The 23,826-nt window shown below is 40.7% G+C and carries 20 protein-coding genes, 1 other RNA gene and 1 pseudogene; 10 read left to right on the top strand and 12 right to left on the bottom strand.

What is annotated here, in order from left to right:
* Positions 1 to 265: 265 nt before the first annotated feature.
* Both J8Z25_RS11015 and J8Z25_RS11010 read right to left on the bottom strand, forming a co-directional pair.
* Positions 266 to 859, bottom strand: a complete 594-nt coding sequence (locus J8Z25_RS11015; RefSeq protein WP_250661048.1) for a helix-turn-helix transcriptional regulator — start codon at positions 857 to 859, stop codon at positions 266 to 268.
* Positions 860 to 1,261: 402 nt separating this feature from the next.
* Positions 1,262 to 2,296, bottom strand: a complete 1,035-nt coding sequence (locus tag J8Z25_RS11010) for an IS110 family RNA-guided transposase (protein WP_250661047.1) — start codon at positions 2,294 to 2,296, stop codon at positions 1,262 to 1,264.
* A gap of 440 nt (positions 2,297 to 2,736) precedes the next feature.
* Between J8Z25_RS11010 and J8Z25_RS11005 the strand changes: the two genes are divergently transcribed.
* Positions 2,737 to 4,959 carry a TonB-dependent receptor gene (locus J8Z25_RS11005; protein ID WP_250661046.1) on the top strand — a complete coding sequence of 741 codons (2,223 nt, stop codon included), beginning with the start codon at positions 2,737 to 2,739 and terminating at the stop codon, positions 4,957 to 4,959.
* A 39-nt stretch (positions 4,960 to 4,998) separates the two neighbouring features.
* Here J8Z25_RS11005 and J8Z25_RS11000 read toward each other — a convergent pair whose 3' ends face one another.
* The gene (locus J8Z25_RS11000; protein WP_250661045.1) at positions 4,999 to 5,367 is read right to left on the bottom strand and encodes a hypothetical protein; all 369 of its coding nucleotides are present in this window, start codon (positions 5,365 to 5,367) and stop codon (positions 4,999 to 5,001) included.
* A 49-nt stretch (positions 5,368 to 5,416) separates the two neighbouring features.
* On the opposite strand from J8Z25_RS11000, the gene J8Z25_RS10995 reads away from it, so the two are divergent.
* Together J8Z25_RS10995 and ggt are read left to right on the top strand one after the other, a co-directional pair.
* The gene (locus tag J8Z25_RS10995; RefSeq protein ID WP_130051098.1) at positions 5,417 to 5,977 is read left to right on the top strand and encodes a GNAT family N-acetyltransferase; all 561 of its coding nucleotides are present in this window, start codon (positions 5,417 to 5,419) and stop codon (positions 5,975 to 5,977) included.
* A 61-nt stretch (positions 5,978 to 6,038) separates the two neighbouring features.
* Positions 6,039 to 7,697, top strand: coding sequence for a gamma-glutamyltransferase (gene ggt, locus J8Z25_RS10990; protein ID WP_250661044.1), 1,659 nt, complete (start codon positions 6,039 to 6,041; stop codon positions 7,695 to 7,697).
* Between the two features lie 63 nt (positions 7,698 to 7,760).
* On the opposite strand, the gene J8Z25_RS10985 is transcribed toward ggt, so the two are convergent.
* The gene (locus J8Z25_RS10985; RefSeq protein ID WP_167658340.1) at positions 7,761 to 8,963 is read right to left on the bottom strand and encodes an aromatic amino acid transport family protein; all 1,203 of its coding nucleotides are present in this window, start codon (positions 8,961 to 8,963) and stop codon (positions 7,761 to 7,763) included.
* A gap of 405 nt (positions 8,964 to 9,368) precedes the next feature.
* On the opposite strand from J8Z25_RS10985, the pseudogene J8Z25_RS10980 reads away from it, so the two are divergent.
* A pseudogene (locus J8Z25_RS10980) lies at positions 9,369 to 10,273 on the top strand (DMT family transporter).
* A gap of 24 nt (positions 10,274 to 10,297) precedes the next feature.
* On the opposite strand, the gene J8Z25_RS10975 reads toward J8Z25_RS10980, so the two are convergent.
* Positions 10,298 to 11,176 (bottom strand): flagellar protein MotY, encoded by an 879-nt coding sequence (locus J8Z25_RS10975; protein ID WP_178927490.1) that lies wholly within the window; start codon positions 11,174 to 11,176, stop codon positions 10,298 to 10,300.
* Positions 11,177 to 11,392: 216 nt separating this feature from the next.
* Here J8Z25_RS10975 and rnt point away from each other — a divergent pair, with 216 nt between their 5' ends.
* The gene (gene rnt / locus J8Z25_RS10970; RefSeq protein WP_130051102.1) at positions 11,393 to 12,073 is read left to right on the top strand and encodes a ribonuclease T; all 681 of its coding nucleotides are present in this window, start codon (positions 11,393 to 11,395) and stop codon (positions 12,071 to 12,073) included.
* Here the strand turns inward: rnt and J8Z25_RS10965 are convergent.
* The gene (locus tag J8Z25_RS10965; protein WP_250661043.1) at positions 12,057 to 13,682 is read right to left on the bottom strand and encodes a flagellar assembly protein A; all 1,626 of its coding nucleotides are present in this window, start codon (positions 13,680 to 13,682) and stop codon (positions 12,057 to 12,059) included. The two genes, rnt and J8Z25_RS10965, sit on opposite strands and share 17 nt — an antisense overlap.
* A 277-nt stretch (positions 13,683 to 13,959) precedes the next feature.
* On the opposite strand from J8Z25_RS10965, the gene ssrA reads away from it, so the two are divergent.
* Positions 13,960 to 14,318, top strand: a transfer-messenger RNA (tmRNA) gene (ssrA, locus tag J8Z25_RS10960).
* Between the two features lie 125 nt (positions 14,319 to 14,443).
* Entirely contained in the window at positions 14,444 to 14,977 is a 534-nt protein-coding gene (locus J8Z25_RS10955) for a DUF6538 domain-containing protein (RefSeq protein WP_250661042.1), read from the top strand.
* A 185-nt stretch (positions 14,978 to 15,162) separates the two neighbouring features.
* On the opposite strand, the gene J8Z25_RS10950 is transcribed toward J8Z25_RS10955, so the two are convergent.
* The gene (locus J8Z25_RS10950) at positions 15,163 to 15,699 is read right to left on the bottom strand and encodes a lecithin retinol acyltransferase family protein (protein WP_250661041.1); all 537 of its coding nucleotides are present in this window, start codon (positions 15,697 to 15,699) and stop codon (positions 15,163 to 15,165) included.
* A 409-nt stretch (positions 15,700 to 16,108) separates the two neighbouring features.
* On the opposite strand from J8Z25_RS10950, the gene J8Z25_RS10945 reads away from it, so the two are divergent.
* Positions 16,109 to 17,434: an IS4 family transposase gene (locus tag J8Z25_RS10945; RefSeq protein ID WP_250660967.1), complete on the top strand. Its 1,326-nt coding sequence runs from the start codon at positions 16,109 to 16,111 to the stop codon at positions 17,432 to 17,434.
* Between the two features lie 100 nt (positions 17,435 to 17,534).
* Here the strand turns inward: J8Z25_RS10945 and J8Z25_RS10940 are convergent, their stop codons facing one another.
* Together J8Z25_RS10940 and J8Z25_RS10935 are read right to left on the bottom strand one after the other, a co-directional pair.
* Positions 17,535 to 18,086, bottom strand: a complete 552-nt coding sequence (locus tag J8Z25_RS10940) for a hypothetical protein (protein WP_250661040.1) — start codon at positions 18,084 to 18,086, stop codon at positions 17,535 to 17,537.
* Between the two features lie 68 nt (positions 18,087 to 18,154).
* Positions 18,155 to 18,700, bottom strand: a complete 546-nt coding sequence (locus J8Z25_RS10935; protein WP_250661039.1) for an alpha/beta hydrolase — start codon at positions 18,698 to 18,700, stop codon at positions 18,155 to 18,157.
* 109 nt (positions 18,701 to 18,809) lie between these two features.
* Here J8Z25_RS10935 and J8Z25_RS10930 point away from each other — a divergent pair, with 109 nt between their 5' ends.
* Complete coding sequence (locus tag J8Z25_RS10930) at positions 18,810 to 19,907, top strand: ISAs1 family transposase (RefSeq protein WP_250661038.1); 1,098 nt, start codon at positions 18,810 to 18,812, stop codon at positions 19,905 to 19,907.
* Positions 19,908 to 19,929: 22 nt separating this feature from the next.
* Here the strand turns inward: J8Z25_RS10930 and J8Z25_RS10925 are convergent, their stop codons facing one another.
* Together J8Z25_RS10925 and J8Z25_RS10920 are read right to left on the bottom strand one after the other, a co-directional pair.
* Positions 19,930 to 20,388, bottom strand: coding sequence for an alpha/beta hydrolase (locus J8Z25_RS10925; RefSeq protein ID WP_250661037.1), 459 nt, complete (start codon positions 20,386 to 20,388; stop codon positions 19,930 to 19,932).
* Positions 20,389 to 20,660: 272 nt separating this feature from the next.
* Positions 20,661 to 21,377, bottom strand: coding sequence for an enoyl-CoA hydratase/isomerase family protein (locus J8Z25_RS10920; protein ID WP_250661036.1), 717 nt, complete (start codon positions 21,375 to 21,377; stop codon positions 20,661 to 20,663).
* A 204-nt stretch (positions 21,378 to 21,581) separates the two neighbouring features.
* On the opposite strand from J8Z25_RS10920, the gene J8Z25_RS10915 reads away from it, so the two are divergent.
* Positions 21,582 to 22,355, top strand: coding sequence for a sulfite exporter TauE/SafE family protein (locus J8Z25_RS10915; protein ID WP_130051145.1), 774 nt, complete (start codon positions 21,582 to 21,584; stop codon positions 22,353 to 22,355).
* Here the strand turns inward: J8Z25_RS10915 and J8Z25_RS10910 are convergent.
* Positions 22,345 to 23,823 (bottom strand): methyl-accepting chemotaxis protein, encoded by a 1,479-nt coding sequence (locus J8Z25_RS10910; protein ID WP_130051146.1) that lies wholly within the window; start codon positions 23,821 to 23,823, stop codon positions 22,345 to 22,347. The two genes, J8Z25_RS10915 and J8Z25_RS10910, sit on opposite strands and share 11 nt — an antisense overlap.
* Between the last annotated feature and the right edge of the window lie 3 nt (positions 23,824 to 23,826).

Raw genomic sequence — 23,826 nt, 5'->3', positions numbered from 1 at the left:
TGCCACTATTTTTATAATTGTGTTTTTAGTCTTATTAACTGTTTTGTATAAATCAGTTGAAAGTCATCGTTTGAATGTATTTAGCCTCTTAATAAGAATTCATCATAAAAGCAATAAGTTAATTATTACCTGTGTTAGCGAGTTAATATTGATTTTGAAAATTAATTACCCAGTCATAGCTTAAGTGCCAGTTACCATCTAATTAAAATGGTCAGGATGTTGAAGGTGGTTCATCGGCAGTACAGGGGTACAATTCGCCTGCAGATTAGCCTGCAAGTTTATTGATCTTATTAATATTTCTCTTGCACCACTGCAGAGCTTTTTGTTTATTTTTAACATTAATCTTTTGGTATATCTTGTGCAGGTGAACTCGAACAGTTGCTTCACTAATGAACAACGTATCAGCTATTTGATGGCATGTTGCGCCAGAGGAGAGCAAATGAAGTACTTTAGATTCTTTAAACGTTAAGTTATTTGATCGGATTTGATTTTTTTGCTCAGTTTCCAGCATTTCTCTCATCCATTTATCACTGACTGTTCTTGGAAACCACAGCGAACCCTTTTTAATTTCTTGCAGTCCTTGTTCAAAAATATCTGTTTTGGTGTTTTTATAAAATAGCCCTTTCAATTTTGGCCAGTCTTTAAGAGATAGAGCGTCAGCTCTATGGGGCATGTTAAAAATAACTAGATGATGATATCCATGAGCTTTCATAAACTCACTTATTAATTCACGATTAGTCAAAGTGTCTAAAGAGTCGTAATTGAGTAGTAGAGTTTTATCATCGCTTGCAACACAGTAAGGATGAATTAAAACAGATGATACAGAATCATCCGCGTTTTTATTAATTAGAAAATCCATATTCACGTCAATAACTACCGCTAAATGATAACAAGTAATTTGTGTTCCTGATTATTACTTTTAAATAATGGAATGCCAACACAGGAAAATGTTGAGCAAATTAATGTTTAGTTAGCTTTTGATTGCTTAGGAGTATTTAATTAAACATTAGCTGAAGAAAGTACCTTATATGGACTCCTCCTATTGCACAATACCCTTCGTTAATTTTGTCAGACTGCGTGCTTATATGCGGGCTCATAATGAGGAGCTACCTCGGCCCTTTGATGTATTCGCGCCCTTGTGCCTCTTCTCCTACTCGGTGTTTTAACACGCCAGGTACTTTACAGGCTATCAAGGGTGGGTCTAACCGCTTAACGCAGGTTCTTGGTCAATACTGTTGTTTCTGTTATCGAAGGCTAAATATTAATTTGTCAGTAGCATTGGTTCATAACTCGTGCCCTTTTTCAGCATGGCATACGCTGTCCTAACTGTTTTATTTGCTAACGCAATGGCGGCGCACTTCACACCGCGTCTTTCAACTAATGCTTTGAGCCATTGTTCTTTTTTCGTTTTTGGCTCTCGATGCTTTAACTGACTGATGACTGCTCTGGCTCCGAGAAACAAGTGGCTCCGTAATGTTATCTCGCCACGGTATTTGGCTATATGACCTATTCGTACTTTTCCACCACTTGAGTGCTGGCGCGGGGTGACACCAACATTGGCTGCCGCATTACGTCCACTCGTAAAATGGGCTGTGTCACTTAAGCTTATTAATAAACCAACCGCTGTGATAGGCCCGACACCCTCAAGTGCCAGTAAGCGTTCACATTGCTCGTCTTGTTTTACTAAACCTGTCAGCAACTCATTTAATGTTTCTTTTAATGTTGATTGGGCTTTAAATAATTCATAGCACTGAGCTATACACTGCTTTAAACCAAAGGTTAACCCATTATCGCTATCTTCTAAAATCTCAGGGATAGCTTGCCTAAACGCGCATTCTGATTGCTTGATTATAATCCCAAATTCAAGTAACAAACCTCTGATTTGATTAGCCAACTGCCGTTTCTGCTTTTCAGCTAACGCACGCATTCGCTCTATCGACTGTAGACTTTGCTGTGCTTGTGTCAGTGATTTACACGGGCGAACATTAGGTGAGAAAGAAGCGGCGGCTATTGCAATAACATCATTTGCATCCGTTTTCTGACCAACTCTAAATGCTTTGACAAATCGAGGGTCTAGAATCACAACTTCATGACCAACACTACGCGCTTTGCGTGCCCAATAATGAGCACCGCCGCATGATTCCATAACAACTTTACAGCGAGGTGATGTAGTGAGTATGGTCAATAGTTCTTTTCTACTCACCGCTTTATTACTTTGTAGTTTTTGATGAAGAAACTTACCGACTTGAAAAACATTTTTTGCCAAGTCGATACTAATTAGGTTAAATTTTGACATGTATGGATTCCTTATTGGTAAAAGTAATTGTCCAATCTCTTTATACCGTACTCACCCTATTTGGGGGAGGAGTCCATACATCTCCTACAAGGCGAGAAATTTCTGAAAATTGTCGTTATTTATATGAATATTAGTAAAGGTTGCTTCATGTTTGTTCATTTAAATTGTGTTACGGAGTTAGGTTCTTGAACTAAAACAAAACTAAACATTTATTTTTATTTACTATTTGCAAAGACTGCGATGACTTATAATTCTTAAATGAGATGTTAATGTGGTTTATTTATACAATTTTTGATAAAAATTAAAAAAAATATACATATTTTCACAAAACTGACATATAATACCCCTCCAGAGGAAAGATGCTTATACCTAAGCGTCTTTTTTTATGCCTGAAATTTACGGGTAAAAATACACACACACGGTATCCTTTGGAGTTTTAATTGAAATTACGTCACCTCTCACAGTTAACTGTAGCTATTGTTGCTGCATTATCTACTTCAGCTTTTGCTGAGCAAGAAAAAACCACTGCTAAACAAGATGCTTTCGAAAAAATCGAAGTAACAGCGCGTAAGCGTACAGAAAGCATTTTTGAGTCGCCAACTGCAGTGACATCAATCGGCGAAAACCTGATTGATAAAGCGAACATGAGCAACCTAGAAGACATTGGTAAATACGTACCTAACCTAAACATCACTCGTTATGGTGTAGGTAATGCGGCCCATGCATCTGTATTTATTCGTGGTATTGGTTTACAAGACCACGTGATCACAACTGATCCGGGTGTAGGTGTTTACTTAGATGGTGTTTACCTAGGCCGTCAAATGGGCTCAAACTTATCATTACCAAATGTTGAGCGTGTAGAGGTATTACGTGGTCCACAAGGTACCTTGTATGGTCGTAACACGTTAGGTGGTGCAGTAAATATTATTACTAAGCAACCTGGTGACGAAGGCATTGTAACGACAACGGCAAAAGTAGGTAGCCGTGGTCGTTTAGCCGGTGACGTTTACTTTAATAACAGCCTTACCGACACTGTAAGCATGTCTGCAAGCGTGTCTTATAAGCAACGCGATGGTGTAGGTGAAGCGATTAACCTTGCTAACCCAGAAAAAGAAATCGGTGAAGAGCAAGAACTAAGCGGTCGTATGGCGCTTAAATGGCAAGCAAGCAGCGATTTATCTTTTGTGTTCTCTGTTGATGGTGTTGATAACGAGTCAGGCCAATCGCCATATACAATTGAATTAACCGCGCCACTGGATCCGAATGACCCATTCAATGGTGATTTCCCATTACTTACAGAAGACATGTTACCAAGCGATCCTGATGATTTAGCATCAACAGTAGCGGGCATTGAGTCGACGGCTTACTCAGGCTGGGGCACGTCTTTAACTGCTGATTGGGATATCAATAATACGTATACAGCAAAGTTCATCACTAGCTACCGTAGCTCAGAATACGAAGGGGGTCTTGATGATGACGCTGTTGCCCTTAACTTATCTGAATTCCCAGAAGAAGGCGGCGCAGATCAATATTCATTCGAAATCCAATTAAACGGTAGTTTTGATAATATGGATTTTGTATCTGGCTTATACTTCTTTAATGAAGATGGTTTCACAAGCTCTGGTCCGTTTGTATTTAGCCCGTTTAATACACCAGATGGCTTTCTGAATGATGGTACTACAGCGTCGTTTGGTGATTACGGTTACTTTGATATTAATCAAGAGACTAACTCATACGCGGCTTATATTAATGCAAGTTATGATCTAAGCGACGATTTAACTGTAGGTGGTGGTCTACGTTATTCGAAAGATAAAAAAGAAGCCGATGCTTTGTTCCCAACCTTTGCGGCACGTAAATATGTAAGTGCAGATTTTGATGCAGTAACATGGGATTTAAATGCATCGTACCAGCTTAGCAATAACATGAACGTGTATGGCCAAATCCAAAAAGGTTATCAAACAGGTGGTTTCCCACCGCGTCCATTTGGTGGCCCTGATCAATTTGTTTCTTTCGATGAAACAAAAGCGATTAACTATGAGCTAGGTCTTAAAGGTCAGATACATGAAGACGTATCTATGATGCTTGCTGTGTTTGTTACTGACTACACAGACCTTGCATTACCATTCTCAGATCCAACTGCAGGTGGCGGCTTTGTTACTATCGTAGAAAATGCCGGAGAGTCTAAAGCACAAGGTATTGAGCTTGAGACAACTATCGCATTCACCGATGACTTTACTCTACGCAGCGCAATTGGTTACCTAGATTCAGAAATTACAGAAGTTGATGACGGTGTATTAGGTATTGGTAAAGGTGATTCACCAGCACTCACACCACGCTGGACTGTTATGGTCGCACCTTCTTATTTCATTGATTTAAGTAACGGTGGCACAGTTGCTGTAAACGCTAACTACTCATACCGTAGCGATATGCAAGGCCAATCAGTTTACAACCAAAGTGAACACATTGATTCTCGTGAATTAGTAGGTTTTAATATCTCTTACTTAAACCCGAATGGTGACTTTGAAGTAACTCTTTACGGTGAGAACGTGTTAAACGAAGTATACGATGTGGGTCGTTTACAACAATCTGGTTTTGTTGGTGTAATGCGCAGTAATGACCGCAGTGAGTTTGGCTTAAAATTCAAAAAAGAATTTGAGCTTTAATTGATACAAAAAAGGGCAAGTAAATACTTGCCCTTCTTTTTAATTATTTTTCTCTTGCTCGCGTTTTTCGCGTGCTTCTCTTAACTCTTCAGCAAGTTCCTTTGCTTTTTGCTTGGTTTTTTCAGAAAGCTCACCAGCAGCTTCTTTGCTTTCAATCCATGCATCTAAAGCAATTTCTTTACCGTCGTCATACATGCTCAAGCCCATCTTTTTACTCTCTTCGAGTAACTCTTGCAGCGAGTCGTCGTTAAACTCATTGGTGGCGCCTTTTACATCGCTCCAAGCATCGGTTAGCGCCTGCTTTACTTCATCTTTTGCTTCGTTGGCATCTTTTTTGGCTTGCTCTGCATCATCACAACCCGTTAAGGTAATACAGCCAAATAAAACTAAGCTTGCTAATTTGTTCATATTTTTCTCTAATGGTTAATCAACTATTAAGCAGTATAAGCAATAAAAAATGAATATAGCTAGAACAGCACGATTAAGTTTTCGGTTAATGGATGAAAATGATGCCGATCTACTTTATGAACTCGATAACGACCCTGAGGTAATGAAATATTTAACTCGTGGCAAAGTAAGCAGTATGGAGACAATCAAAGAGGTATTTATTCCTCGTATGAATGCTTATCGAAATGAGCAAAAAGGGTGGGGGCTATGGCAAGTAAATATCAACGACAGCGATACCTTTATCGGTTGGGTATTGGTAAGACCCATGGGTTTCTTTGAACAGCCTGATTTCAGTGATTTAGAAATTGGTTGGCGCTTTAAGCAAATGAGCTGGGGCAAGGGATATGCATCTGAGGCAGCACTAGCTGTTGCGCATACGGTGTGTCAGGACCCTGTAGTTAAATCGCTTTCAGCGACTGCATTGAAAGAAAATGTAGGGTCTATAAAAGTGATGGAAAAGTTGGGTCTAACTCATGTAAAGGATTATATGCATAATGATGAGCATGGCGACATACCAGCTGTACTTTATTCGTGTTTTAAAGAGCAGCTTGGGCAAGTTAATCGTAACTAATTGACCTTAAGGGTTACACATGTCTAAATGGTCAAAATAACATCAAGAAAAAGGAAGTACCATGGCAAATTTAGTCAAATACGCGGCACATCTATTCATCGTTACCGCGATATTCTTTCATCCGTTAAGCTTTGCAAAGCAAGCAGCTGTCGCTATGCCAGATAGTTACAGCAGTGATACTGCACGCGCTATTTTAGAGCAGGGCGGTAACGCTGTTGATGCTGCAATAGCTGCACAATTTGTATTAGCTGTCACCCTGCCTGAAGCAGGTAATATAGGTGGTGGTGGCTTTATGCTGATCCAAAAAGATGGCACAGGTGATTTTATTGATTACCGCGAAACAGCACCTGCTGCAGCTCATCGCGATATGTACCTTGATGATAAAGGCGATGTTATTGACAACATGTCGGTATACGGTATTCACGCAAGCGGTGTTCCGGGAAGCGTTGCTGGTATGTGGCTTGCACATCAAAAGCACGGCAGTTTAGAGTGGAAAACTTTGCTAGAGCCTGCAGTTAAGTTAGCAGAACAAGGTTTTGTGGTACATCCCAAATTAGCCGCCAGCATTGAGCGTTACATTAAGCGCATGGCTAACAAGTCGGTCAACATTAACTTTGCAGATTACTTTGCTGATGCCAAAGCAAACAAGGTATTCAAGCAGCCGGAACTTGCCGCCACACTGAAACGTATTCGTGATCAAGGTAAGGCTGGCTTTTATGAAGGTGAGACTGCAAAGATCATTGCTGATTTTATGAAGCAACATGGCGGTATTATTAACGAGCAAGACTTAAAAGCCTATCAAGCTAAATCACGTACACCAATCAAAGGCAATTGGCGCGGTTACGAAGTGCTCACATCGCCACCGCCAAGTTCTGGTGGCATTGCTATTTTACAGTGGCTAAAAATGTATGACCTTGCAAAACCAAAGGAAAATCTTGAACACAACTCTACAGCGTATGTACATACTTTGGCTGAAGTAGGTAAACGCGTGTTTGCTGATAGGGCTGAATATTTAGGTGACCCAGATTTTTATGAAGTGCCAAAAACAGCTCTACTTGCAGATGATTACCTTGCTAAACGAGCAAGTACAATTCGCCCAGATGTCATTTCAACAACCGAGAATATCAAACCAGGTTTGTATGAAAGCGAGCAAACAACGCATTTTTCCATTATTGATAAATGGGGCAATGCAGTCGCTAATACCACGACGATAAACCTTAGCTTTGGTAGTGGTGTGGTTGTATCGGGCGCTGGTTTTATTTTGAATGATGAAATGGACGACTTCAGTGCCAAACCAGGTGTGATGAATGTATTTGGTGCAATTGGAGGCAAAGCTAACGAAATTCAACCTCATAAACGTATGTTAAGCTCAATGACACCAACAATTTTACTTCAGGATAATAAAGTAAAAATGGTTACTGGCTCTCCTGGTGGCACCACGATTATTAGCTCTGTGTATGAGTCTATTTTAAATGCGGTTGAATTTGATATGACTGCAGAGCAAGTGGTAGACAGCCCACGCTTTCATCACCAGTTATGGCCTAAAAATGTGATTAGATACCACACAGGTCTTGAACCAAAGGTTGTTAAAGCCCTAGAGAAAATGGGTTATACACTTGATGAACGCCATTTTGGTGATATGCATGTAATCATCAATAAAGACGGTAAATTAGATGCGGCATCTGAAGCATCTGGCCGTGGTAAGGCGATGGTGTTTTAATTAAACTTTAAACCAGACACAAAAAAAGCACCCGAGGGTGCTTTTTTCGATTTGATGAGCTGTTTAACCAATAGCTGGAATAAGCCCCGCCATTTGTAAACCTTGAGCACTAATAATAAGCACACCAAACAGGGCGGCGAGTGCTAAACCAATATTACCGCCTTTAACTTGGTAACCCGCATCAGGTTTGCTGCTTCGTTGCTTATAGACCATAGCAACCGGTAAAAACACCGCTAAGATAACCAGTGCAATGGCGGCGTAGCCAAGTGCCATGATAAACCCTTGTGGATAGAATAGCGCAAAGCCTAGTGGTGGAATAAAGGTGATCAAGGCGGTTTTGATTCGATCTTTACTGCCATTACCTTTTTTAAATGCATCAGCAAAAAAGTCGAATAAACCTAAACTTACCCCTAAGAAAGACGTAGCTAATGCTAAATCAGCAAAAATGTTCACAGCTGTGGCAACATGTGGGCTGTGAGCAATGCTAGCGACACTGCTAACAAACCCAGGTAAACCTTGGCTTTGAAGTAAATCGCTTTGACTCATCATACCTTGGCTTAGTAATTGCCAAAAAATGTAAATTACTAAAGGCAGTGCTGCGCCTGCCACCATTACTTTACGAAGTGTTTTAATATCTAAACCCACGTATTTCACAATCGACGGAATAGAGCCATGAAAACCAAACGAGGTAAACACCACCGGGATTGCAGATAAAATCAGACCTTGTTCAATCGGCATTTCAAGTAAGTGTTGGCCGTGAACATAAGGCGTCAGCATGTAAAATAAGCTGGCTAATACACACACTTTAATCGTGAACAGTACGCGGTTAAGCTTATCAACTTTGCTGGTACCGAGTGTCACCACCGTGCCAATCACAATAGCCAGAATAACTGAACCAACTTGTGGCGCTAAAGAAAGCGATAAACCATTGTTGAGCTTTTCTTGTAATTGCGCGCCGCCACCTGCGATATATGCGGCGCATAATGCGTAAAACAAAAACATTACTGAAAAGTTTGCCACCCATTGCCCACGTTTACCTAACCATGATTTAGCTAACGTATTGAGGGTTGCATCTCTGTCGGCATATTGATGTAGCTCTAGCATCAGTAATGCTGTGTAGGTCATTAAAACCCAAGTTAAAAAGATGAGTGATAACGCTGTTGTGAAACCAAGCCCAGCAGAGGCTATAGGCAATGCCAGCATCCCTGCACCTATGGTGGTGCCAGCAACAATTAACATGCTACCTATTGTTTTATTTTTAAGCACTTTATGACCCTTAAACTTCGTGAGAGGCAAGCAAGATATAACTTGTTTAACAAAACTTAAATAGTTTTGTTATAAATCAAAGAAATTAAATGTAACCTATGATTTACATGTGCAAACAGGCTGTTGAAATCAGCAAAGAACTTTTTGCCAAATAGCATGAGTATTAGTGTTGACAAAATCACCATTTAGGCGGATTCTTAAGCTTCTTCAACTTACTTTTTAAATACCATGATGCAGCTAAACCAACGACCAACAAACAATTGTATGCGCCTGACTTCGTCAGTCGTGTGGTCTGTTATGTGCTGCGGTTAATTAAGTAAGTATTACTAACCGCGTTCTAAGCGGTTGGTTATTTCCCTTTTAAATTCTCTTCCGCTTTTTTCGCCTTTTTAAAGGAATAAGCTTGTGCCTGTTAAAGCCTCATATTTTTTAATGGTGGTGATTTGGTCAACAACACCACTGGGTATTGTTTGGAGTAGTGAAACGGTAGCACCAACCCTGGCTGTGTTTTTACGCATGCTGGTGGGGCTGGTGTTGGCTTGTTTGTCGTTGCTGTAGCCAACATTCGAGTACCTTGGCATCGGCGTGCTTTATTCCTTTATGGCTATTCAAGCATAGGTATTTTTGGTGGTATGTTATTAAGCTACATGGCTGCTAGAACTGTGCCTTCAGGCTTAATATCATTGATGTTTGGCCTTGCACCGATTTTATCGGGCTTACTTGCGCAAAAGATTCTGAACGAGCCTAAGTTTAGTGCCATTAAGCTTAGCGCACTTGGCTGTGCCTTAATTGGTTTGTTTTTAGTGAGCCAACGCCATATTCAAGGTGGAGTAGAGCAGTTAAGTGGCCTGTTATATGTGTTTATGGCAGTGTGCTTTTTTAGCTTAAGTGGTGTGATGATCAAGCGAGTAAGAATAGCCATTCACCCAATGGCTACAACATTTGGTGCTTTGGTATTTGTAACCCCACTGTTTTTTATTACTTGGTTGCTTGTAGATGGTCAACTAAATAGCCAAGTATGGAGTGCAAAGTCACTGTACTCAATTGTTTACTTAGGCGTGTTTGGTTCATTAATAGGTGCGCTGGCTTATTTTCATGTCTTGCAAAAGTTGAACGCCAGCACAGTAGCGTTAACAACTTTGATCACGCCAAGTTTTGCAATCGCGATTGGTGGTTTGCTTAACGCTGAACCAATTGACCAAGCACTGATTGTTGGCGCGACAATCATTATGGTTAGCCTAGCGTTTTTTCAGTTTGGGGATAAGTGGCTAAAGCGCTTTAAACGCGTGAAGTCGGTAGAAATGAGTTAAGGCAAGTAGCCGCTACGGCGGCTACTACATTTTTGCAATTTGAATGACTAAACGACGGTTTTTGTTTCGGTCTAAAATGTTGTCATTGCTGGCGACATGGCGCTTTTCACCGTAACCATCGGTATCTACTTTGCTTTCATCAATCCCTAAACTAACAATGTAATCTTTAATGGCCTTCGCGCGTTTTTTCGATAGCTCTAGGTTGTTCCAGCGACCACCGTAGCTATCGGTGTAAGATGATATTGAAATAGATTCAATGTTGGTGTCGTACTTTAAGTACTCGCCAATTTTATCCAAGCGTTTTTGCGATGATTTAGTTAGCTTGCTGGTATTAGGTTCATAATTCATGATTGTGAACGAAATATCCTCAAAGCTGTATGGCAGCATAGCATCTCGGCATTGTAAAAACGCCCAATATGCTTGTTTAAAGTTAACACTCGATAAGCCAACGGCAATTTTATCGGCACTGTTTTGCCAGTCTTGGTAATAAAATGTAGGTTGATAACCTTTTTCAAGTTCGGTAAGCATTTCCCAAGCGGTTTTATTGCCAAGCTCGCCATCAAACTTACGTAATAGCTTCATATTCGCCAAGTCGCGAGCAGGCATTCCTGCACGCCAACTAGGAGGTACTGCTTTTAGACCTGCAATACTGTAGTTGTCTGGGCGTACGACCATATCAAGGTTAAAGTTTACGTCTTTATTTTTACTGGCAGTAGTGCTGAAAATTGCTTCACCATAGTAAGGAACTTCATGATTTAATTGGCATTCTAAGCGAGATGTTTTAACCATTTGCCAGTTCGACATATCAGCATTAGCGGTATATTCACGCATGGCTGCATGCGCATTTATACTTGCAACTGAGGTTAATAGGCCTAGGCTTAAAGGAAGTAATGAAAGCTTCATCACGGTAATTCTCCAACAAATCATCAATGCCAAATAATTGGCAATTTTTGTGTTTAATAGCATAAGAACACTAAACACTGGGCTAGCTGATTATTTTAAAGCAAGTAATGTGCCTAAAAGCTAAGTAAGAATCTGCGATTTCACACTATTTACTCTAGCAGAGTAGCCGTGGTTTTTGACATAATAGCCAGCTTACACTGGCAAACCAAGAAGACTATGGAAAATACTGAACAAACTCTTTTCGCAAAACGCTTTCGTGGCTTTTTTCCTGTTGTGATTGATGTTGAAACCGCAGGTTTTAACAAAGAGACCGATGCGTTATTAGAAATTGCTGCATCTGTACTTAAAATGGATGACGATGGCGTGTTAAGTATTGATCATACTGTGCATTTTCATGTTGAGCCATTTGAAGGCGCTAATATCGAACAAGCAGCCATTGAGTTTAATGGTATTGACCCTTTCTCTGCACTTCGTGGCGCTGTACCTGAGGAAGAAGCGATTAAAGAAATCTGCAAAGTAGTGCGTAAGGCACAAAAAGCAGCAGGTTGTCAGCGTTCAGTTGTAGTGGCCCATAATGCAGCGTTTGATCATGGCTTTTTAAATGCAGCAATTGAGCGTTGTAAAATTAAACGTACGCCATTTCATCCATTTGTTAGCTTTGATACCACATCACTTGCGGGGCTTGCATTAGGTCAAACTGTTTTAGCCAAAGCGTGTAGAACTGCCGGTATTGAGTTTGACAATAAACAAGCTCACTCAGCACTTTATGATACCGAGCGCACAGCAGAATTGTTTTGTTTAATTGTAAACCGCTGGCAACAACTAGGTGGTTGGCCATTGCCTGAAACTGAAGCAACAGAAGAAGAGCAAGACTCAGCCGCTAAAACGACTGAGTGATCTTTCCTTCAAAAAACCGCACCATGTTAGGAGGGTAAATACGTGAAAACTGTTTACTCTCTTGCGCAATCTTAAGTTCCACCCCAGGATGCATTAATTCATTCACTTTTAAACGACTTGTTGCTAATAAGCGGGCAATCTTAGTTTTGACTAAGTGTTTCTTTTTCTTTGTATTTGCCGATTTTATTTTAATCTGCTGCTCGCTGGCTGTGATCTTATTAATATAATGAGCACGCTGGGCTGGGTCTGATATTTTATTGGCTTTTTTTCGCGCTTGTTGTAAAGCAGCTGCTTTCGTTGCTAATAACTTTTCAAAATCATTAATTTGTTGCTGCTTCTGGCGTAAATCATGCCAGTACTGAGCAATGAATACTCGTGTTTTAGTACCAGATGGTGCCCCGAGCTCGCCAGTTTCAATTCGCATGGCATCTAAAATATTACCCCCAATAATTTTGCCTCGCGGATTGTTGGCTTTGCCAACACGAATTAGGCGGCGAGCGCTTAAATCACAATGTAAGGCTTGGCGCTCGATGAATAAATCTTGCTCTGTTTTTATATGGCAGTACTGAGCATAACCAACAGAAATAGTGCGCGAAGCCGTTATGTTGCAAGTAAAGTTTTCGACGTTCTCACGTTTTCTACCAACAGCCCCTAGCATAACGGTGACTTCACTTTTACTCTCAATTGTGGCTGATTCAACAAAACCTAATACGGTGATATCACCCGTGGCTTTAACTCGCATTCCATCTTTTACATCACCACTGATAATGACACTGCCATCAAACTCCACATGACCAGTACTTACATCAACATGATGAAAACACAATACATCATCAACTCGCATACCGCGGGGTAGGGCAACAGGCACACCCTTAGCATCGGCAATCAGCATATCACTATTATTTGGATCAATACGCGTCCCTTCGAATGGCTCAAGGGAGAAGTCTTTACCGGGTTTTGCAGGCATTACATCACCAAATACCGTAAAGCCATCTTCACCGGGTGTTGCAGCAACTCTTTGCATCAATGGTGTGCCAGGTTTAACGGTAATAATGGCACCCAAATTACGCATATCGACTTTACCGCCAGAGGTAGCTTGTGGGCTCAGTACGCGGTCTTGTGCTGTTGAGCATAAACGAACGAATTTAGCATCAGTGCCTTCTTTGGGCATTCTGCCATGGGCTACTATTGCGCTGTAATGCGCGCCTGGTGGTTGTTTAAATTGTTGGCCTAAGAATGTATCGAGGGCGCGCATACTAATGCCTTTAATAACACCTGCTTCTGCAAGTACCTCTTGAGCCATATCCATACTTACAATTTGACCGCCACGCGCCGTTGTTAGATTTGCTTCAACCACCATGTTTTTAGCATCGACTTTAACTTCAAGATGAGCATCAACCGCTTTAGCAACTACCAAAGATTGGGTTTGATATTGGCTGCTCGGTGTAAACAACTTGCCAATATTAGCATCAATATATTCGTAGCTGGCATAAGGAGACTGCTCAAGTAATTCAATTAACTGAGTACTGGTAGTTGGAAAACCCGCATCTCGAGGATGCTCACACAAAGAGACATAGCCGCTTTGTTCATCGAATGAAAACATCGACATCTGAAAAGCCCTGTAAAAAACTGCCTGTTATTATAGTTATGTGTTGTTACAGGTTATTTTAGAGAAGGGTAACAACGTTTCCTATTTCAGCACAACTTTTGTACTATGTTAAGATAATGTATGCATTAAATGTAAAAATATGTATAAAAAGAGTCTTTTCTTGCTTAAAAATTCAGCATCTAAAGGCACTTAGCAAAAATTTCCCGATTAATACCTTGAGTATGAATAGGCTACTCAGTTATACTGCGTGAACACTCTGAATGAGATACCAAATTCAGGGGCTGATTAGGATTCGACGGAATTCAAGACGCCCGAGGTGCATGTCGAGGTGCGGTTGGCCTCGTAAAAAAGCCGCAATTTAAAGTAATCGCAAACGACGATAACTACGCTCTAGCGGCATAATAGCCCGCTAGCACTTCTCCGGTGTATGTCTGTGGACCCGGTTCTGAAGTGTCACCCTACACGGACTCGCTACGGAAACCCTGGCCGGGGTTGAAGGGCTAAAACTAAGCGGCCTCGCCTTTGCAGATCGTGTTCGTCCGAGCTGTATAAGGTTAACTAAAAGACGATACTAAGCATGTAGTACCAAAGGTCGAGGCTTTTCGGACGGGGGTTCAAATCCCCCCAGCTCCACCAATACCTAGATAAACCCTAAGTTACGAGTAAAATCAATGGCTTAGGGTTTTTCTTTGCCTGCTCATTCGGGGAACCTAAATTACTTTAAGATAGCACTTCTTTAGTTATAAGTTAGTTGAGGTCATATGGCTAAATGGAAGCGCCCGAGTGGGTACACTGGAATCGCTATTCGTGGAAATACATACTTTGCACGTCTCACAGTTCCCGAGGACGTACGAGAGATAATCGGTAAGTCTGAATTCTGGAAAACCCTCGAGACTGACGATATTCAAATAGCCCAAAAGCGAGCAGCGCTATATATACTTGAGTGGAAAGCCCAGATAAAGCAAGCCCGAGGGACGTCTAGCGCCGTTAAGGACGCCTTGCAATGGAAACGAGAACTTGAGGCCGAAAGGCGTCGGGAAGCGCCTCTTATTGCACAACTAAAGGGTAAATCCAAAGACGGCAAGCTGTATGCACATCAAATTGAAGACTTGGGCCTTAGCAATAAAGAAATAGAGTTTACTGAATACCTTGATCTTGTTGCTGAGGATAAAGGCCCTAACGCAGCAAGGACAATATCTAATATCGTTTACGGTGAGTCTCTCCCTTGTACTAATTATCTTGATGAATGGCTTAAGTCTCAAGAAGGGAAGCTTATCCCTAGAACTATCAAGTAAAGACAAACAGCAATCTTTAAGTTGAATGAGAAGTTTCCTGTGCTTCCTATCAAAAAGATCGAAGTTGCTCGGTGGATTGTTGAACAAGAAGGCGAAGGAAAAGCCGAAGCGACAATTAAGGGGCTCATTGGTTCTTGCCGCTCATTTTACGACTACCTTATGCGTATACCCTTGAAAACTATTCATTACAGGTTTTCATGAAAGACTTCTCGACTCACTTCCATACCAAGTTCATCATAAAGGTCTGCTATCCCAGAGGTGCTAAAAAGCGCTGAAGTTAGATTACTATACGCGTCTGATTCACTTCCGAACGCTTGCGCTGATATTGCCTTACCTGTTCTGCACCATAAAGCGAAATGCTCGCAGTTGTTTTCTAAAACATCGTATCCAGTTTTACCAACGCATGATTTAGCGCGTTCGTAGCATTCTTTCAAGGTAATACCTTTGATATGCTCAGGGTCAAACCCAATCACATCTATAGTTGAAGTGTCGAATATTGCGCCTGTATCAGAGGTAAAGTTTTCAATTGAATCTCTACGGATCTTACCTCGTGAAAAATGAATTACTTTTCTTCTGCCTGCGTAGATACCGTAATGGTAGTAGCCAAATACTAGTTTAGTTGTTTTTTCAACACGTATAACAGTTCCTTTAGCTAATTTCGGATTATCTTGCTCATGTCTAATTTCGTCCCAATCGTCCACTAAGCTTTGAAAAAAGCCCATAACACCTCCTTGATTAAATATATGTAGTGCACTAAAAGCTCTGATCAAATTATAAAATACTCGAAAAGTACTTAATAATCTACAAGCTCCTGTCTTTACGGAATGAGCTTATCAAAAAAAAGGACACCAATTCAGTTCCCTAATAGGGATTCAAACCAAAAAATATATAAGCTTACTTATTTCGGGGAACTTTTTCGGGGAACTACATTTGATTTTTGTGTTGTTTTTATTGATTTTAAAAGGTTTATTTTAGCTTTGACTGAAACTCCCCCCAGCTCCACCAAATATAAAAAGGCCGCTCTCAGAGCTAACACCGATCAGTTAAGGAATTATATTTTTCAGATCAGTTGACCGATCTTTTAGTGGCTTCAGAATACCCTCATTACTATTTTGGAATGAGGGTATTTTCTTGCTTAGTCATTGGTTGTTAGATACGGAGACATTTGTCGCTCCTGACTCCCTTTCTACATTTCAACAGCACATTCCACTTGATTGGATTTCCCAAGTACTTAAACAGACTGATAAAGCCAGTATTCGCAAACGCAAGTTACCTGCTGAGCTAGTTGTCTGGCTTGTTGTTGCGATGGGGCTCTTTCGCGACCGTCCTATTAGCGATGTTGTAGAGAAACTAGACTTAACGCTGACTGAGACGCTTGGCGATACGGTTGTGCCAAGTGCCATTCCACAAGCGAGGCAGCGATTGAGTAGTGAACCGCTTGAAGCACTGTTCAACCTGTGTGCGACACACTGGACGCAGCAAGAAGATAGTTCAGACACTTGGAACGGCTTACGTTTATTTTCTGTCGACGGGACACAGTTTCGTACCGCGGACACACCCGCTCTGAGTGAGCACTTTCACTATATTAAACATAGTAAAACACGCCATACCGAGTATCCCATCGTACGCATGTGTGCGTTGAGCTCATTGAGGAGCAGGTTGATACATCACGTAGCGTTTGGCCCCAGCTATCAAGGAGAGGTGAGCTACGCTAAAGGGTTATCAGAATATGTCAGCGACAACAGTTTAACCATTTTTGACCGATGCTATCTGAGCGCTGAGTTACTGATTAACTGGCGTCTTCGGCATCCGGCATCTCACTGGATGGTACCAATTAAAGGCAACACGCAGTACACCATCATCGAAACCTATTCGGACTATGATTTTAAAGTTGAAATGAAGGTATCTGCCCACGCTAGAAAGCTGGACCCATCATTGCCAGAGCATTGGCAAGCAAGGTTGGTGTTGTACCCTGAGCCTATGGGGCCAGGAAAAATAAGAGGACTATTATGCTCCCTAGAAGACACAAAGGCTTTTAATACCCGTGACATTCTTGATGTTTACTTCGAGCGCTGGGAAATAGAGAATAGTTATGGCGAGATAAAACACCAGATGCTGGAAGATAGTATTCTCCTGCGAAGTCAGACAGTTGAGGGTATCAAGCAGGAACTATGGGGCATATTATTAGCATATAACCTAGTCAGGGTGGAGATAAGTCGCATAGCAAAAGAAGCCAATGTGTCGCCGCTTAGGATCAGCTTCGTTATGGCACTACGCGATATACAAGATGAAATACTTTGGTGTGCAATCGCTTCACCCGGGTCAATCCCCAAAAAGTTGAAGGCGATGAGAGAGAAAGTGAAACGCTATATTCTTCCTGAAAAAAGAAAACGGCCCAAAAGTAGGACCGTTCGCATTTCTAAAACCAGATACACCATTCAATCAAAACATGCTTAACTGAATGGTGTTAGCTCTCAGAGCGGCCTTTTTTATTGTCTTTATAAATCAAATTACCCATTAAGGTGTTTAAATTAAGGGCCAGATTCGTTGGACTATTTTAACGAGAGTTATTTATTCCTAAATCACTTGCTATGGAGTTTAAAAGTAACTCATACGATTGTTTGTGAGTCGGACTTTCCATCCCTGTAAATCTATTATTCCAATCTTCTTGCCAAGAGGGCAGAGACCTTTTTTGTCCTGGGTCATCTTTTATACGAGCATCTGTTACTTCTCCTTGCCATAGAGCAAAAGCTTCCCTGTCCATATAGTTTAAGTACAAGTCAAATGTTTCAGGTGACCAAAAAGCTCTATGTGAATGCATTTTACTATTTAAGTCTCTGCGATCTTTTAAGATTGTTTCTGGAGTCATATCTTTATATTCGCCCACTTCTTCAATATAGCAATATATATTGTTTAGCTTTTTTCCGATTTTTTCGTATATTTCTGCTCTCTTGGTTATTATAATTTTATTCAAGCTAAAGTTATGATTACTTTCCTGTAATGTTATATTAGTTATTACTCCAAAAGAAGCTATGGAAATTGGCATGGCAATTCCGACAATTAGTTTTGCTATTTCGAGGCTATTCCAAACTTTATTTTTCTTGTCCACTATATACTCCTTTAAATAGTAAGAAGTTTGCAACTTATGTTGTGAAGTAACTTAAAAATAAGTGAATTTTAATTTTTTCTAAGATAAAGCTTCCCGTTTTCAACAACTCTTGTTGGTATTGAATGTCTATCTAAGTCACCATTAATTGTAAAGAGCAGGTCTTCGCAAAAATACTCATCATAGAAATGCCAAGAGTGTGACCAGTTAGCACTACTTTTAACTTTTTCTAATGTTAACCAGTGCTTCTCTACATTGACATTTACTACATTGGAAGGGCTGTTATCAGGTACTCCAACACGGCCAACTCGTGGTTGCGTGCCAAAGCGTTTAACATTTGAAAGCTTTAAAGCAGAGTCTCTTGGGTTTTGGTAATTAGTAATTCTTGTCGCATGAGCGAATAAAGAACTGGATTTTTTATCATCGCTTTGCATTGATTTTCTTGAAATATCGCCACCAATAATAGCTACTTGGCTGACATTCCAATTTATACGCTCTAGCTTTCTGTTTTGGTCTGCTTTGTAGAATGCTTCCCGGATTACATAAGCACCGGTACTATGGCCAATCAAATGGATATCTACATCGCACTTCAGATTATTCTCATTAGCTTGATTCATAGCTAAAAGCATAATGCCCACGGCGGGATCGCACTTTGTAAAAAGGCTTTAACATCCGCCTCTTTTCTGATCTAATAACGCCCACATTGTCACTATCTACTTGTTAATTATGTCGTTATTTAGCCACCTTGAACTTGTGGAAGATAAGTGTTCTTTCATCAATCAACATCATGACCTTACTGATGTCTTATTTCTTATCATTTCGGCGGTTTTATCTGGTTGTGAAGGCTGGAAAGATATCGAAGTGTTTGGACACAGCAAGCTGTCTTGGCTCCGACAGTTCAGAGCATTTAAACATGGTATTCCAACGCGACATAGTATTGCTCGTATTCTTAAAACAGTGGAAACTGACTCTCTGATTTTGGCCCTGCTTAGTTGGGTTAACGAGCAACGAACTCAATCTGACAAGCCAATTATTGCATTTGATGGGAAAACTCTGCGTGGTGCCAGTAAAAAGCGTGAGGATAACTTACACTTGGTGTCCGCTTTTGATTGTGAATCTGGTTTAACTTTGTATCAGCGTACCGTAGAAAGTAAATCTAACGAGATCCCAGCAGTTAGGGCCTTATTAGATGTGCTCGATATTTCAGACTCTATCATCACACTAGATGCACTACATTGTCAGAAAGCGACACTCTCAGCACTGACTTCAAGAGATGCGGACTATTTGGTTCAGGTCAAAGCAAATCAGAAAACGCTTTATAAAGCAGTCGCTTCATGTTTTGAAAAAGCTTTTGAAGAAGAGGGAGATTTGCCTGAGGACGTACAAACCAGCAATGGGCATGGACGTCAGGAAACACGGATCACTTACGCTCTAAAAGCAGACAAACTGCCTAAAGAGATAAAAGAAAAATGGCCAGGGCTTACTTCGTTGGTCGCAGTCGAAAGGCACAATAAGTCCGACTCAATAATAAAAATAGACACGCACTTTTATGTTACTTCTGTCGAGCCAGATGCACAGATGTTGCAGAAAGCAATCCGCCATCATTGGCACATAGAAAATCAGCAGCACTGGGTGTTGGATGTCGTCTTTAAGGAAGACGCTTGCCAGATAAGCGAGCCGATTTCGGCGGAGAATATGGCGCTGTTCAGACGGGTTGTTCGCAACCTGGTAAAACAGCACAAAGGCCGTAAAGACTCGATACGCAGTAAGTGTGTTAGGGCTAGTTTTGACGATGAATTCAGGGCTGAGCTTATCTTTGGTTAATACTTGTTAACAAAGTATGCTCTCACCCTGGCATAATGCCGTCTTTTACTAAACTCTCAGCAGTTTTTAGAGCATCGCTTCGGTCTTCTAAGTAGTTTAGTGCAGCGTTAGCGCTGGGCCAATCGAAACTAACTATCGCACCTTTAAACCCTAGCTTGTTTAAGTTCTTTTGTAATAAGTCATGGCGAATCATAATATCTTTAATACTATTATTATATCCATGTACAAATATTAGGATGTCACCGTAGGTATACCCTTCAAGTGGGTGTCCCTTGGGGTGAACTCTTTTCCTATTATTAGTTGCTCTGTTAATTACTTTTTCAAGCCAGTCACCTCTATTTAAAGCTGTTTCAGTAGGGTGGGGATTAAAATTTCCATCGTTTACTTCTAGATATCTAGTAACACCAGGTTCTGAAATGAAAAACTCTTTTTTACCTTTCTTTTTGGTATCTCTAGTACATATGATTAAATTCGAAATCATGATTATAACTCCTTTTATATTGGTAAATATAAAAGTTGTCATCGTTTGTTTTTTAATCAAGTTTTTTGGGTGTTTTATTATAAAAATAAGTAATATTTATGGTGGGGTTGGAGCTTTCTATAAAAAATTCTAGTTTCTTTTTATTAGGTTTGTTAAAACCGCTTTTGAGTTTTATCTGGGTTAATTGGGTTGTTTTTTATTTTATTTTTAATGATTTGGTTTTAGGTGCCTTCAACTCGAAGACACCTTTGTCCAGTTACAGAGATTGTTTTCTAAACAACCAACTGAACAGCATCAATAATCGGTTTGTTTTCTATATCAATGGTGTCGATAATATGTTTGTGTAGGCGCTTTTTGTGCTCTGCGAAAATAGCACGTTTTTTATCGAACTGGCTGGCAAATTCGAGGGCGGTATTAAATAAAGTTTCGTTGTCTGGGCAGGCTTGTTCGATTACATGATCAGTGGCAAGTTCGCCTGCGGTAACGCGGCGCCCTGTTAGCATCATCTCGTTAAAACGATAGTCTGGAATGGCTTTTTTAATAAAGGCGAGCATACCTGGTAAAAACGGGATTGATAAGTCGACTTCTGGGAAACAGAAAAAACCACGATTGCTTTGCATAAATCTAAAATCACAAGCGCACGATAAAATTGCGCCGTTACCAAAAGCGTGGCCATTGATCGCTGCAATAACTGGCATTGGGAAGAGTAATAAGCGTTTAAATACAGCATCCATTGAATGCATAAAGCCACTTACTTCTGCAAATTTTTGTGTTTTTAATGCGGGCATAAGCCAATCAGTATCTATGCCCAAACTCCATGATTTTTCGCTGCTTGAAGTGATCACTAGTGCTTTGTGCTCAGGGTTACTTTCGATTTCGTCAAGGCTAGTTAAAAAAGCCTCTGCAAAAGCAGGGTTGTGGCGATTTTCAGCTGTTGTCATCGTTAAAATAGCAACAGAGCCTTGTGTACTTACATTCATCAGTGTCATGCTACGCCTTTATTTTATTGTGTCGTGGGCATAGTTATATACCATCGCCTTGACAAAATAAACCACAAGTCTGACCAGTTGTGAATTTAGGGGCACTTCTCTTTTGGTTGATATGGTCTTTTAGTCGAAAGGGTTTTCCAATTTGTCGCTAATAGTGATTAGTCATGGTAGCTTTAGGTTAAACACATTATTTAAAGCAGAACAATGGATTTGATCAGTTGGCAGTTTTTGGGTGGAGATTTATTAAGTCCGATCAGCACAATAATGCTCATTGTAGTTGCGGGCTTTACTTCAATGATTTCAGCGGCTTTTGGTGCAGGTGGTGGGTTAATGCTGCTGGTGATCATGGCATCAATACTACCTATGAGTTTGGTTATTCCTGTGCATGGTTTAGTACAATTAGGCTCGAACGCAAATCGCTTTTTATTCACGTTTAAACATATTGATACGTCGATGTTTGTGTACTTCTCTTTAGGGGGAGTCATCGGGGCGTTGGTTGCCTCAACGATTGTCACATCAATACCGCTTGAATTAATGAAAATAGTGGTCGCTGCCTTTGTGCTTTATTTACTTTGGGGTGTGACGCCAAAGCTTAGAGAAACCTCAAAGTTATGGCGCGTTCTTGCAGGGCTTTGGACCACGTTTATCTCGATGTTTGTAGGAGCAAGTGGGCCTTTGGTTGGCAGCTGCTTATATGTAAATAATTATAATAAGCTTAAATTTACCGCCACATTTTCAAGCTGTATGACAGTGCAACATACCTTAAAAGCGATTTTATATGGGGCTGTGGGGTTTGCATTTTGGCAGTGGTTGCCTTTGGTTATGCTCATGATAATGAGCGGTGCATTAGGCACTTGGCTTGGCCTTAAGTTATTGCACCGCATTTCGTCAGACAAATTTAAAAAGATTTTTCGTTTAGTGTTAACAGTGCTTTCCCTGCAACTCGCGTGGCAGGGGATCATGGCTTTTAATATTTAAACAAACCCAGTTTGGCAACGATGCCATGTTCTAATTCATTGAGTTGGCCTATGGTGTTATCAAGGTGCTGAGCTTCTTGCGATAGGCTCTTAGCGCCTTGGTTAATAAGCTGCATAGTATTTAAGATATCAGCGGTAACACTGGTTTGCTCTTCAGAACTTGCTGCAACGCTCTCGTTCATTTGATTAATGGTATTGATTTGTTTAGCAATATCTTTAAATACCGCTTGGCTTTTTTGATTCGCTTGGCTCACTTTATCGCTGAGTGACTTACTTTGCTCTGTTGCTGTTACGCAATCAGAGGTATTATTGTGTAGCGATACAATAATCGACTCAATCTCAGACGTTGAATCATAGGTTTTACTAGCAAGCGCTCTTACTTCATCGGCCACCACGGCAAAACCACGGCCAGATTCACCAGCACGAGCCGCTTCAATAGCAGCATTTAGAGCCAGTAAATTGGTTTGCTCAGCAATACTTTTTATAACATCGAGCACTTGGCTAATTTCATTACTGCTGGCGTTTAACTGTTTTACTACGTTTGATGTGTGGTCGAGCTGTGCTGCTAACTCATCCACCATGTTACCATTGGCATTCATGTTTTGTTCGCCCTGCTGGCATAAGCGATGTACGTCGGTTGTTTGCTGCGCGGTTTGATTAGCCCCTTGCGCAATTTCTTTGGTTGCCTCACTTAACTGACTAAGCGCATTGGTTGCAGAATCTGTGCGGTTATATTCAAGCTCGGCTTCGTTTTTAGAGCGCACTGAGGCTTCGTTTACTGTGCTGGCAATCATTTCAAGCTCGCTGGCTGTGCTGCCTAACTCAGTGATGATTTCTTGCACCTGCGCTATAAATCGATTGAAACCATCAACTAAATAGCCAATTTCATCACTAGATTGATAGCTAATGCGTTTTGTAAGGTCGCCTTCACCTTTGACAATTTCATCAACAAGGCTGTTTACGCTATCGATAGGTTTTATCACTAACAGTCGCACGATATAAATAATCACCGCACCCAAGGCGATAAAAGAGACCAGCAAGGTAATAAACATGGTGCGTGTCGACTCAGCAATGGTGCTATGCAGTGCTTGTTGTGAGTAACCAATTTTTATATGGCCAATTAAATTATCTAAATAGTGTAAATCAATAGTTTTGCTAACTGATGCGTTATTGCTTTGCTTAGTGATAGCGGCAAGTGGCTTATTACGATGATCTGTCACTGAAATGCTATGTACATGTTTGTTTTGCGAAAAGGCTTTAATAATCTGATTGATTAACGGCTCGTCATAAGAGAATACCGGTTCAGCTAAAATAACCTGCATTTGCTCATTAAGGGCAGTGATGTCTTCTTGCCATTGTTGTGTTTGATTCGATTTTGCAAGTAGGTAGTTTGCGCTGATCACAAAGATCACGCTAAGTAAAAGGCACAAAGACAGTGCCAAGGTCATTTTATATTTTAATGATTTCATTGT

The organism is Pseudoalteromonas sp. SCSIO 43101 (assembly GCF_023650775.1).
Lineage (GTDB): Bacteria > Pseudomonadota > Gammaproteobacteria > Enterobacterales > Alteromonadaceae > Pseudoalteromonas > Pseudoalteromonas apostichopi.
The sequence above is the reverse complement of the archived record's forward strand: the minus strand, read 5'-3'. Positions and strand labels throughout refer to the sequence as shown.